Raw genomic sequence first — 12343 nt, forward strand, 5'->3', positions numbered from 1 at the left:
GGTAATCGGCATAAGAAAGCATCTCCTTCATTTGATACGTCTATCATACCGGAGGTGCTTGAATGATTATATGCGTTATTTGATTACGGGCTTACTACTTTCTCAAACAAGTTAATTGTTTCAAAAAATGAATTCCAAACTTGTTCGTAATCTCCATTAGACAAGGATCATTATTTGATGATGATCATTCTTTTAGTGATTCTGAGCACACAGAAGAACAAAGCACTCACATAATTTCCTATACGGTTGTACGTAAAATACATAAGAAAAAACGCAATGATTCGCCATCATCCAGAAAGTACGAAGTGCGACTGTTGCCATAGACAAATGATTGAAATTGGCTCAACTATCGCACGTGAAGAAGCGAAATTCATTCCCGCTATGATGATGAAAGTTCAACACGTTGATCATGCTTACGAATGTAAAAGCTGCAAAAGCGATTCATTCCAAAAAGCGCAGATTAAACGTGGGAAAGCCCCACAACCTGCCATTCACATATGCACAAATACTTAAGCGGTCCAGTCAATCGAATGCCTACAATTGGGTTTACCAAAGTGTACCGAGCCAAGGTCCCACGATTATTAAACAAATTTTCTTTATTGAAGTCTTTTTGGAAAAAGAGTGAATTACTAACTATACAAGCATCAAATCGAAGAAGGAAGGGGCATCGTGTTAACAATTTCCGAGTTAGTAGGAAGAAAACAGTGAGCGGGTTTAAATCAGCTAGCCATTCAAACACATCCCATGCAGTTCAATTTCCTATATGGAATTTAATTGCCTTATCGGTTGCTAGTTTTCTTGCTATTATGACTGAGACGATACCAGCTTGATTACTGCCACAAATCAGTAAAGGGCTCAATATTTCAGAGACACTAGATATACTTAAAATAACAGAACATCATGTGACGTAAAGCATAAATCTTCCTTTTGGAAAGTTTATGCTTTATTTTATTTATTTGAGGAAATTTTATGATGATTTGTAAAAGGAAATAAAAATTTACGCCCAGCAGTTATGAGAGCGTTCCAATTTTTATTTTACTTATAAGATAACGCTATTTTTATTGTCTAAATTAGAAGGGAATCATTTACTTTTTATAGAATGTTAGGAATAGATGGGAGGTAGAGTTAGTTTGTCTCTGTTTGAAAATACATCTTTCGAGACATATTTATTGTCATTAATACCCGTTAATCAACACCTGTTTTTGTAGACTTTACATATAGCTGATTACCTCTCAATGTGATCAAGGATGGTGCTAACAAATGAGTCAATACCGACACACCTTAAAGTAATCGAGTGTTATTGTGGAATTATGTTGAATTGCTTTTCTACAGTTTTACGAACTTCATCTATAATGAGTAGGGGGAAAACAATGTGAAAAAAATGGTTTCGTTATTAGTAATGGTCACAATTATTCTTTTTTCTACTTCAGATGTTTTTGCCTCAAACCTGGTTGAACCTTATGGATTGAAGCCGCCAGGTGAAAGCTTTACACCTGGAGAGTGGTTTCTAGGAGATACTCCATCGAATGTTGATCCGAATAAACCACCTATTGTTTTCGTTCAAGGGAAAAACGGTAACGCTACAAGTTGGTATGGTAATACAGAATATCACGGTCTTAATGACATGTATACAAAAGCTTATGAAGCAGGGTATCAAACTGTATTTCTTCAATTATACGATGCGGCAGGAAAAGGTTCTTATAGTCAATACGATAATGGAAAATTATTAGCTTCTATGTTAAAAGAAATCAGTCAACATTTTCACGGAAAAAAATTAAATATAATTGCCCATAGCAAGGGTGGGCCCGATACCCAAGCAGCATTAGTTCTTAATAATGCTCATTCGTACGTTGGTAGGGTGTTTACTTTAGGTTCCCCTCATTATGGATCAGAGTTAGCTGATCTTGCATATAGCTGGTGGGCAGGTTGGCTAGCTACATTACTCGGTGAAAAAGATGATGGAACTTATTCACTTCAAGTTGGGGAAATGGAACACTTTCGCTCACTAATAGACAATCACCCCAATGTAAGCAAGAACCACTATTATACAATTGCTGGTACTAATACAGGACCATTTCTATCTGCACTCTGGATGGGTGGTCTATATCTTTCCGATCCAAATGATGGATTAGTCAAAGAGGCAAGCACTAAATTATCTTACGGAACACATTTATTTACCGATACCTCACTTGACCATGACCGTATTCGAATGGGATCTGCGGTATTTTATAGATTGGAACAGTATCTACAGTCTGCTTCTACTGATCGTATCATTGTAAACCAAGAATACTTTTCTCAATCTGATACGTTTCAAGAGTTGGATGCTTCTCATTATTTTTATGGAGGAAAGTTACAATCGTCAAATGATGTTACACATTCTTTTTATGTGGATGCTACACTCGATAATGTTAAATTATGGACAGGATTAACTAGTGATAAGATAGAGTTGTTATCTCCTTCAGGAAAAAAATATACCAACCAGACAATCAAATCAATTGAGGAAGCCTCCTTCTTTAATGGCGTAGTACCCCATACATTTACTGACGTTATTTCTGAGAAGGGGGAATGGAAGCTAAATATTAGCACGCAGGCAGGAGATAATGCGTATTTACTGGCAGTTCAACACGGGGGTCCATCTTTGATTAAGGTGAGTATTCCAACAGGAGCATTAGAAACGAATAATATCATCACAATGCAAGCTAACCACCAGTTACAAAAACTTACTTTCGATTTACGAGTATTAGATCCAACAGGTAAAGATATTGCTTCTTCTCTACAAATACAAAAGGTTAATCAACAAAACTTTATGGTAAATTTTCCAACGAATAAAAAGTCTGGTGTCTATAATATAACTTTAAATATTGCCGGTGAAACGTTACAAGGTGAGCCATATAATAGGACCATTGTTCGTTCTAAATATATCAAATAGACATATGCAATAATTAGAAAAATATAATTTCAAAAATAGTTTATAAGTGTAAATGACACTAATAAACTATTTTTGTACTCTGAAGGGCAATTTCTATATATTTATCAGACCAATTGAAGCCAATTCCTTACACAATTCGGTAAAGGTATGCTTTTCTAAAATTAATGGAGTAGTAGTATAAAGTTATCTGCCACATCCTCGATCAAGCTACTTGGTGAAGAAGGATAAGAGCATTGTTTGACGCGGGGGAAAGTGCTTCAGATATTGCAAAGGAATATGGCATGGGAAGAAATTAGTGTAATAAATATTATTAAAAGTGAAAATACTATACTCCTAACCATTGATGTTAATGTGATTATCACATAACACGAAAGAGGTTAGAAGGTGGGATGTATTTGACGCTTACATATAACTGGGTTTTGTACCAATATTTATTTAAATACTGGAGTTTCTAGGTTTATTCTATAGGGGATTATTTACTTTTGTGAGGGTTTAATAATGACTAGGATAATTATTACACTTGTATGTAGGTTACTAATTTTTATTGTTAGTATGTTTAGAATACACTCTGAACCACTTTCTTTAACACTTTTGTTTGCATCATATATCTTGGCGATTTTTGGGTTAATTGGAGTTGTGGGAGTAGTTGGTAAAAATACTAAGAAAGTCACAATTTAATTAAACAAACCAGACGTGCGATTCCTAAAATGAATCGCTTTTTTTCTTTTAAACTATCGGGGGCTTTATTTGAGAATGATTGAGTTGCATTTGCAGCTCTTTTTTTCTTTATTGAACGAAACGGAGCAGGATAGTGGAAGAAGGAAAAATTGGAAGCCATGTAGAATATAAGGATTATTCAGAGTCAACGGTTTTGCCCCGGCACATCGAGACGGGGAACGGTTATTATCAGAAAAAAGTTCGCTCAAGGGACACAACAATTTCATCACGTTGAGTCCCTTGAGCGAAGCGAAAGGAATGAATATACGCATGAAAGAACCATCTGAACTGCTCATTGAAATGCTTGGCCATCCGTATAATCAGAAGGATGTTCAGGCTTTGCTGCAATCATTCGGTGTCAAGCGCATGCCACCCCCGAACAGCTATTTCAACGACGATATTATCTGGTCTGTGAAAACATCGATACGTATCGATGTTTATCGCGCACCAAAAATAAATGATTTGACTGGACGCCAATATACAGATCAAGATGGATGGATCATTGGTGCCATACATTTTCTTGCGCCCGGGTCGGATGACAGAATTAAAGCTCCGTTTCCCGGAAAGCTTCCCAACGGAATCACGATGAGCGCAACACAAGATGAGTCGATAAAGGCATATGGTAAACCTAAACTGTATGAAGAATGTTGGTGGCCTGGATTTTCCGGTCGAATTTTGGCATGGCGCAAGCCGGGCATAAATATCGCAATTGAATATGCGGACAGTGAGGTTGATAGCATGATGAGAAGCTACACGGCCTGTTTAATTGGCTGCATAGGCGCATGGCGGGACGATAATCCAGAGGTCTTTGCGCCCTGATTGCAGGTCGACATCGCCGCGGCTGCAGATGGCAGTTCATAGCTAATGGCATTGAAGTGATATTGAACGATGAAAGTTCACACACGTTCATACATAATGACCCTAATCCCGGAAATGTATTGGTGCACAATAATGATGATATTTTTTTCATTGATTGGCATGAAGCCAGGTATGAGCTTCTTTTCTTAGACATCACATGAACGTGTGGCACTTCATTTATCCATCACTCCTGTATATTTTCTTTCTTGGATTCCCTTTCATTCAAATGTTATGCAGTTAAAAACTAGCACAAATGTTCTCGTGTGGTTATAATTGTCTTATCTTAAAAACAAAAGGAGACTTGCCTGATGAGTCAAAGAGTTGCCTACTACGATGTTGCACCTGACGGTATGAAAATAATGATGGATATGGAAAAATACACGAAGAAGTCAAATATTAATCGAGCAATTAGGGAACTTATTAAAATTAGAGTCTCTCAAATGAATGGGTGTGCGTTCTGCATAGACATGCACACATCCGATGCTCGTAAGATGGGTGAAACTGAACAGCGTATTTATTGTTTAAATGCTTGGAATGAATGTACTTTTTATTCACTTGAAGAGAAAGTTGCTCTAGAACTAGCTGAGCATATAACTTTAATTCCTACTAAAAGAGTTCCAGATGCCCTCTATAAGCGAGTACGTGAATACTATGACGAGAAACAGTATGTTGATCTTGTTCTAATCATCAATCAAATCAACAGTTGGAATAGAATTTCGATTGCAATGGGGAATACAGCAAGTGAAAAATAATAACAGGGTATAGACATGTGATGTAGCTTGTAAAGCAATACTGTCTACAAATAAGGTGGGATGCCTAAAGGGTCACAATGGAAGAACGAAAGCAAATGGTTCAAGAAGTAAAGGATCACTTAAAGCAATTGGAGCAATCGACAGCACTCACTTTTGGAGAAGATTCAGAGGAGCCGGGCTGGCATGTAGTGCACTCATAGCCCGGCTTCTTTGCTAGCTTTCTAATCAAATTGTTTCCCATAGCTTTTGGCGATTTTCCAATAGCTCAAGTAGCTCAGTCAAACTCGGAACTAAATCTTTGCGCATAGTTGCGATATTTTGGAATAAGGGTATCGCTGCACGCATTTGATATTCACTGTAAACATAGTAGCTAATAAAAGCACATTCTTCATAGCCGCGTGGTTCCTTCTCTTCCCATTCCTCTTCAACTTCTGACCAAAGCCATTTTTCCTGTAGCAGTTCATCCATATGCTGCACAGGGCTAGATGTCAGCTCATCCCAAGTAAAGGCAGAAGCAACTACAATATATAATTGTATTTCTTCCTTCTTTAAACTTGCTACAGATCGATTCGGCAATGTCTGTAAAAATGAAAATACCCCTTATATAAGTTCTTTAAGTATCGCCTCAAAGCGTGTGCGATAGGGTTCTGGAATGTGCATAAATGCTGAGCTAGTAAAGTCATTCAAATGGATGATGCCAAAGCATGTATATAAAAGCTGCCCTACAGCCATATCTTTATATTCCTCCATTTCTTCGCTTTGTTTGAGAGGAATATATGGACTAAGCTCTATTAGTGGTGTCGTCATAAATTTTTCGAACCATTGTAAGTTGTCATCTGTGCTCATAGCTTGTTCAAAGAAAGCATCATTCGGAACTTCTTGTACAGATAGTACCGTACATACAAAGACGGGCAATGTTTCCGGTGTTAGCCCAAATGTTTCAACATAGGCTTTCGCAAAGTATTCAAGCATTGGTGAATGGTCACCATCGCATGCATACATATAGTCGATAACGAGCTTGCCGTAGCTTTTATCGTATAAACCAAGACCAAAAACGGCGAATGTACTTGGCATCGCAGCCTGTTCCTCATCGACATCTTGATAAAAATGATATTGTGCCATCGCCTTATAGCTATACTCGACTAGTGCGGCATGTAGGCTAGGGTAGCTGACAGCTTTAGCGAAGAAGTGATGTGATGATGTAACAGGTAAATGCTCGATTGGTAGCACTAAGTTACTCTTACCTTCATAGTGAATACTATAGCTTTTAGGAAAATCTTCTTCTAATAAAGCATTTAAGTATGCTAATGCTTGGCGATAAGCCTCTTCGCTTTCCTCTTTAATTTGAATCGTAATCTTTGCCAGCACATCATTTGCTTGGCAAAAAATTAGGTCGGATTCCAGTTGTTGTTTATGTAGTGGCAAAGTGCCAGAGCCAATTGTGATGAATGAGTTGTAAGTTTCTATATCTAATTCTTTAATTGTTGCTAACAATTCTTTAACTGTTAAATATTCAAAACTTGCACCATACTTACTTAAATTTATTGCATAGTAGCTTAACAATGGTAAGTAGGCTAATGATTGGTGCTTGTTAGTGAAATGAGAAAGGCAGTAGCGCTGTGTCTCAAAGTCAAGCTCTTGACGAAATGCATCTAACAATGCGAGCTGTTGATAGTGGCAAAGTACTTTGTGCAGCGTGATGCCGTCTAGTGAAAAAGAAGGGGTGATGATTTTAGAAGGATAGACGTCTGTTTCAATTTTATATTGTTTAGAAAGTAGTTCTTGCTCAAGTTGCAACCATGATGTTTCATTTTTGGTAAATTGTTCAGTTTTCATGGTATTGCCTCCTTCTGTAAATGTGAATATATTAATGCCTGATGAATATCACGGATTAATGAAAGCCACTGAAATCATTACATACAAATAGTCAATAGCACTGCAAAACAGTCCATGCTTTATCGAAATTTTTATTTTGGCAGTCTTCCTTGCGAATCCAGAAGTAAAGTTTGCCGCTATCGCCCCACATATAGCCGAGGTCATCTTCCGAATCAAGCTGTAATAGGAGATGCCAATCCTTGACGTGTGGTTCAAGCTCCTTGCGTAACGGATGATTGTAGGCTGTTGCATCCCCGCAATATAAACCATTTGTGACAAACTGGCATTGTAAATACATATCCCCTTGAATCATATCAGGATGACCATCTATGCGATGTGTCGTTTGTTCCGTTGCCTCTTCATCGACCCACTCATATAAAAAGTCATTGTAGGTATCCTGTTGTTCCTCTGTTAAAATGTCTTCTAAATTTTCAGCATAGGGAGACTCCCATGAGGGTAGTGTCCATTCATTTCTAAAGTGTAACGCCGCGCTAACAATATGTTCATCTAATGCTGCGGGTTGCTGCAATCGATGTAAACGGTCAGGTGCTTGTGTGAAATGGAAAACGTGAAAGCCATCGCCATCATTTGGATCATAGCCCCAGGGTTGTCCAGCAGCATCATAGAAAAAGGATAACAGCCCCTCATCTGGTAATAAATTGTCTGAATCATATGGCTGTACTTCCGTTAAATTGAGCTGACATAGAAAATATAATGGTTGGTCATTATTTGTAAAGGGCCATGCAAAATCTGTCGGTACATCGGGCGTACCGCCAATTTTAGATTGTCCGATTTGAATGGCGTCATCTGCTGTTGGTGTTGTCGTAGCACGAATTGACTTTTTTGCGAACTGCAAGATTTGCTCTGCTACCTCACCAAGCTCAAAAGCATGCAATGCAGCACGTAGCTTTTCCATATGTAATCCCCCTCATTTTTGTCTAATTTCAATATAGCAAATATGTTCTTCTTTTGTAAAATTTGTATTTTTAATTATCGAAATATTGTTGAATCAATGGTTAGAGAATAAAGGTTTGGCATATTTTGAATATATAAAGATGATTCATGTCAACTTGAGCTTGAGGGTTGAAATGAAAATAACAAATATTTAATGGCCCTTACAATAGATTGGAAGTATTATTGATAATAAACCCTATAAATTATTAAACATTAAAGAATCTCAATTAGGACAGATCTGGGTCATGTTAAAAAACAAGGCGATATGAAAGAAAAATTATGAACACTCGAATGCCTACAATCGATTCAAAAATACATAACTGTATGTGGATTGTAGCAAGATGATTATTTTGTTGGTGAAGCTGATAAGTGTGGGAATTATACTAGCCGCCAAATTTCTGAAATTAGCTAGAACCAAGCGATACATGCTTGGTTATGATTTGCGCCGTCCACTTTCCATAAGACTCAAATTACAGAGATGTATAATAAAGGAGCAGATATCCCTATAATCGCCCAACCATCTGGTCACAAATCACATCAGACAATGATGGAGCATTATATCAACTTGAAAACGAGTGATGTGGATGATTATTTGTAAATGGACTATTTTATAGATAGAGGAAACTCTCCATACTTTCATTCATGATATTCTAATTACTTGGTGATGTGCCTGAGCAAACGCTTTTTCCCATTCTTTTAATGCCGCCACATATTGCTGTTCAAGATTTTTTACAAGCTTCCTAATAACAACCGTATGTTCCTCTTATTGGAGTTTCCAAGACTCAGCTTTATCTAGAACACGGAACGGCATCCGATTGCTATAATAATACTGCATTAATACCCCTCCATCCTACTATCATTCAATATATATAGAAGTGGAATTAGAACGTTTAAACTAGATACTGTAGTTAAAAGTTTCTAAACATTGAGAGAGGGAACATTGTACGTGTCGCGTGGCGGTAACCACGGACTATATGGCTCATGCTTCGCATACACGGTTTAGGTTCCTGATTAATTTACCTACCGCCCGGGATACGCTGCTTTATAGAAATAGTTTGTTCCATTGCTATTGCCTCTTATTCTACTAAAATCGGCGCTATTGTTTATTCTATGCCCCTAAAAGAAATCGACGTAAATATTCTTTTAGGGGATGAAGATAGTCAGGAAATGGAAGTAAATAAAGGAGATTCAGGTTTGGTGGAATACCGGGATATATTTTGCTAATGGTTGTTCCTAATGAATTTAATAAGAAACGATTAAAATCCGCTTTAGCTCACGAGTTTAATCATAAAGTTTGTTTTACATTTGAACCATTTAATCATGGTGACGTGACTGTAGAAGAATAGTTAGTATTGGAAGGTTTAGCCGAATGTTTTGCTGAAGAAATGTATGGGAAAGAATTGATAGAACCTTGAATTGCAGATTTTGATAAAGAAGAGATGGAGTTTATTCAACTCCCATGAAAATTAAATTCTTCAATTTCGGAATAAAGACAACACGAAAGCAGACGCAGCTTTCAGCTGAAATTACAAAATAAAAAATGGAAAAATTCGCAAAACTATACAATAATCCAATTATTATGGAAATATTAATAGTGTGAAGCTTATAATTGAACTGGGTGATTAAAAGTGACTATACAAAATAAAAAGATAATTGATATCTGTGATAACCGCAGACTATTCAATAAATATTCACGTAACAGTATTCCAAGCGTAATCTTCATAGCAGGGTTAGGCGATAGCTATGAGACATGGAAAAAAGTCCAAGACCGAATATCGCAAAAAACATCAACCTTTTCCTATAACAGGTCGGGTATTGGCAGGAGTCAAGTCGCATCCGTCCCGACGACTTGCTATGATTTAGTCGAGGAGCTCAACGAATTGTTGCTAGCGCTTGAAGTGGAGAAGCCCTATATATTGGTGGGACATTCTTTTGGTGGTTTGGTCGCTAGATTGTATGCCAGCCTTTATCCACTGAACATCTGCGGTATGGTTTTGGTTGACGCAGTACCGGAATATAAAGAACTTGCCTATGAAAAGGTTCTACCCGAAAATCTGCTTGCAGGAAATAGGGAATATTACGAGAATCCTATGTTGAATAGTGAAAAGATTGATAAAATACAAAGCTATAAGCAAATCGTTGATCATTCAAAGCAAAGTAACCTCCCTCTCGCAATTATTACAAGAGGTTTACCTGACAATGGTGAAGAGGGATGGCCATCTCAAGAAATATTGGAAATTGAGCAAAGACTCCAAGCAGAATTCCAATGGCTGTCAACGTCAAGCAAGTATCGGATTGCTAGCCGAAGTGGACATTATATTCATCATGATGAGCCAGAAATTGTTATAGAGGAGATTATGTTAATGTTGAAGGAGAAGGAAAAATGAGCGATATAAGATTGAAATTCATGATGGATTTGCAAAGAATTGAGGAGGAGCATTACCAACTTCGTGAAGGTGAGCTCTCTCCGCTTCTAGTAAGTTAACAATAGGCTTCCAAAATACACCTGTACTTTCCATTGCTACGTGGGTACAACCATGCTCCTTGATTCAGTCGATTAACTGTAATAGAAATACAGTTTTAGTGGAAAACGTTTGAATCTCCTTTCCTTTTGGCGTCATAATACATGCAGTAATGGAATCCTTGTGAACGTCCATCCCACATGCGCGTTCAATGATTACTCCCATTGTAATCATCCTTTCTACGGCAACTAGTATTGGAGGCTGGTGGCAATAACCAGAGTAGGCTTAATCTCCCCTGAGTCCTTCCCGTAAGGGAGCGACATTCATGTGATGCACCGTGGTCGTTGGAGCCAGACAAACGAATGGGCTCTATGGCACCATAGTTCATCGACCTTCCTCTCCCAGCCCTAGTATCCTATACCCGTTTTGCACACATTCTCATCCTCTGTGGTGTAGCGCCGATTTTGCGCTACATGGATGGCTAACGGGGTGCTTTAGTAGAAGAATCCATAAAAAAGAAGACCAATAAAGAACGAACCCTATAATTGCACCAAGAGTATTCAGTATAAGGTCATCAACATCAAATGAACGTATAGAAGTGAATAACTGTATCACCTCAACTAAAAATGAAATAAAAAATCCTAAAAGTATTACTTTCCAAAACTTGTTTACTTTAAATCTTAGTGGAATAGAAAAACCTAAAGGCATAAATAATAGGATGTTTCCATCTATATTCCTTAATGGAACACTCCTTTCTTTGAGGAAGGGGTTAGTTGAACGATAGAAAAATTATTGTTACAATGAATAGGAACATACATTCTATTGTTGTGTAATCCTTATTCAACGGGGCAGAAGAAACAATATCTGAATAATAAAAGGAGAAAGAGCTATGTCAAATAACGTAAAACAAAGAAGAATAATTTTAGATTTAGCAGTTACTTTAGATGGTTTTATTGAAGGGAAAAACGGAGAAGTTGATTGGTGCATTATGGACCCTGATATGGGGTTCACTAATTTCTTGAATCAAATTGATACTATTTTATATGGTAGAAAAAGCTACGATTTATGGGGACAATATATTCCAAAAACTAACGACTCTGATTCCGAGAAAAAAATTTGGGAATCGGTTCATAGTAAGGAGAAATATGTGTTTTCCAGAACACATATAGAGACTAATAATCAAGCAATATTTGTAAATGAAAATATCCTTGAAGAAGTAAATAAATTGAAGAATAAGCCCGGAAAAGACATCTGGCTATACGGCGGAGCAAGTCTCATTACAACTTTTATAAATTTAGGGCTTATTGATGAGTTTAGATTATCTATTCATCCTGTTATTTTAGGGGAAGGAAAACCGATGTTTATTGATATAAAACAGAGGTTGAATTTAAAAATGGTTAATACAAGAACGTTCTCTTCTGGTGTTGTGCAACTAATTTATCATTATGATAATAAATTGTAATGAATATCATGAGGTAATACTACGATAGTAGCTGACAATTATTCTTAATGGATAGAGTTATGGCAATAGGAATGGGAAACCCTTATATAATGGGTTTCTCTTAAAATTATCAATGTAATACACTATGGAGTTAAAAATTAAAACTATTTTATTCAACTCCCATGAAAGAACTTAATCATCTTTCATATTCCGTGGTGACGTGCTAATTTTTTCGCTTCATGGATGGCTAACGGGGCAGATTAGTTGTGCGAAATGTTTCTAGTTTAAATTGAGAATGGTCACATTACTCAGGTAAAGGCTAGACAGTTCCTTTCGGAACTGAAGGGTTATATCG

General features: G+C 37.1%; 12 protein-coding genes and 3 pseudogenes. 9 read left to right on the forward strand and 6 right to left on the reverse strand.

What is annotated here, in order from left to right; translation table 11 throughout:
• Positions 1-161: 161 nt before the first annotated feature.
• From ACQKII_RS24220 to ACQKII_RS24245, 6 genes and pseudogenes are all read left to right on the forward strand, one after another.
• Positions 162-492: pseudogene (locus ACQKII_RS24220) on the forward strand (IS66 family transposase zinc-finger binding domain-containing protein); the annotation flags it as partial.
• Between the two features lie 889 nt (positions 493-1381).
• Complete coding sequence (locus tag ACQKII_RS24225) at positions 1382-2929, forward strand: esterase/lipase family protein (RefSeq protein ID WP_427462998.1); 1548 nt, start codon at positions 1382-1384, stop codon at positions 2927-2929.
• 987 nt (positions 2930-3916) lie between these two features.
• A complete protein-coding gene (locus ACQKII_RS24230) occupies positions 3917-4465 on the forward strand; it encodes a hypothetical protein (RefSeq protein ID WP_427462990.1) in 549 nt (182 codons plus the stop codon).
• A gap of 50 nt (positions 4466-4515) precedes the next feature.
• Positions 4516-4665 carry a phosphotransferase gene (locus tag ACQKII_RS24235; protein WP_427462999.1) on the forward strand — a complete coding sequence of 50 codons (150 nt, stop codon included), beginning with the start codon at positions 4516-4518 and terminating at the stop codon, positions 4663-4665.
• A gap of 147 nt (positions 4666-4812) precedes the next feature.
• A complete protein-coding gene (locus ACQKII_RS24240; RefSeq protein ID WP_427462991.1) occupies positions 4813-5256 on the forward strand; it encodes a carboxymuconolactone decarboxylase family protein in 444 nt (147 codons plus the stop codon).
• A gap of 77 nt (positions 5257-5333) precedes the next feature.
• Complete coding sequence (locus ACQKII_RS24245; RefSeq protein ID WP_427462992.1) at positions 5334-5456, forward strand: hypothetical protein; 123 nt, start codon at positions 5334-5336, stop codon at positions 5454-5456.
• Between the two features lie 25 nt (positions 5457-5481).
• On the opposite strand, the gene ACQKII_RS24250 is transcribed toward ACQKII_RS24245, so the two are convergent.
• The 4 genes and pseudogenes from ACQKII_RS24250 to ACQKII_RS24265 all read right to left on the reverse strand — a co-directional run.
• Positions 5482-5832, reverse strand: coding sequence for a hypothetical protein (locus tag ACQKII_RS24250; RefSeq protein ID WP_427462993.1), 351 nt, complete (start codon positions 5830-5832; stop codon positions 5482-5484).
• 24 nt (positions 5833-5856) lie between these two features.
• Positions 5857-7092, reverse strand: a complete 1236-nt coding sequence (locus tag ACQKII_RS24255) for a DUF6138 family protein (protein WP_427462994.1) — start codon at positions 7090-7092, stop codon at positions 5857-5859.
• A gap of 91 nt (positions 7093-7183) precedes the next feature.
• The gene (locus ACQKII_RS24260; RefSeq protein WP_427462995.1) at positions 7184-8047 is read right to left on the reverse strand and encodes a YwqG family protein; all 864 of its coding nucleotides are present in this window, start codon (positions 8045-8047) and stop codon (positions 7184-7186) included.
• A gap of 678 nt (positions 8048-8725) precedes the next feature.
• Positions 8726-8836 (reverse strand): annotated as a pseudogene (locus ACQKII_RS24265) (DUF2935 domain-containing protein); the annotation flags it as partial.
• A gap of 451 nt (positions 8837-9287) precedes the next feature.
• Between ACQKII_RS24265 and ACQKII_RS24270 the strand changes: the two are divergent.
• Together ACQKII_RS24270 and ACQKII_RS24275 are read left to right on the forward strand one after the other, a co-directional pair.
• A complete protein-coding gene (locus tag ACQKII_RS24270; RefSeq protein WP_427463000.1) occupies positions 9288-9431 on the forward strand; it encodes a DUF2268 domain-containing putative Zn-dependent protease in 144 nt (47 codons plus the stop codon).
• A gap of 282 nt (positions 9432-9713) precedes the next feature.
• A complete protein-coding gene (locus ACQKII_RS24275) occupies positions 9714-10472 on the forward strand; it encodes an alpha/beta fold hydrolase (protein ID WP_427462996.1) in 759 nt (252 codons plus the stop codon).
• Between the two features lie 78 nt (positions 10473-10550).
• Here ACQKII_RS24275 and ACQKII_RS24280 read toward each other — a convergent pair.
• Both ACQKII_RS24280 and ACQKII_RS24285 read right to left on the reverse strand, forming a co-directional pair.
• Positions 10551-10772, reverse strand: a pseudogene (locus tag ACQKII_RS24280) (IS110 family transposase); the annotation flags it as partial.
• 213 nt (positions 10773-10985) lie between these two features.
• A complete protein-coding gene (locus tag ACQKII_RS24285; RefSeq protein WP_427463001.1) occupies positions 10986-11279 on the reverse strand; it encodes a VanZ family protein in 294 nt (97 codons plus the stop codon).
• Between the two features lie 157 nt (positions 11280-11436).
• On the opposite strand from ACQKII_RS24285, the gene ACQKII_RS24290 reads away from it, so the two are divergent.
• Complete coding sequence (locus ACQKII_RS24290; protein ID WP_427462997.1) at positions 11437-12009, forward strand: dihydrofolate reductase family protein; 573 nt, start codon at positions 11437-11439, stop codon at positions 12007-12009.
• Positions 12010-12343: the final 334 nt, after the last annotated feature.

This window comes from Lysinibacillus sp. NPDC048646 (assembly GCF_050272295.1).
Taxonomy (GTDB): Bacteria; Bacillota; Bacilli; order Bacillales_A; family Planococcaceae; genus Lysinibacillus.

Coding starts and splice junctions, on each gene's coding strand:
- ACQKII_RS24225 (WP_427462998.1), top strand. CDS start 1,382: ATGGTTTCGTTATTAGTAATGGTCACAATTATTCTTTTTTCTACTTCA.
- ACQKII_RS24230 (WP_427462990.1), top strand. CDS start 3,917: ATGAAAGAACCATCTGAACTGCTCATTGAAATGCTTGGCCATCCGTAT.
- ACQKII_RS24240 (WP_427462991.1), top strand. CDS start 4,813: ATGAGTCAAAGAGTTGCCTACTACGATGTTGCACCTGACGGTATGAAA.
- ACQKII_RS24245 (WP_427462992.1), top strand. CDS start 5,334: ATGGAAGAACGAAAGCAAATGGTTCAAGAAGTAAAGGATCACTTAAAG.
- ACQKII_RS24255 (WP_427462994.1), bottom strand. CDS start 7,092: ATGAAAACTGAACAATTTACCAAAAATGAAACATCATGGTTGCAACTT.
- ACQKII_RS24260 (WP_427462995.1), bottom strand. CDS start 8,047: ATGGAAAAGCTACGTGCTGCATTGCATGCTTTTGAGCTTGGTGAGGTA.
- ACQKII_RS24290 (WP_427462997.1), top strand. CDS start 11,437: ATGTCAAATAACGTAAAACAAAGAAGAATAATTTTAGATTTAGCAGTT.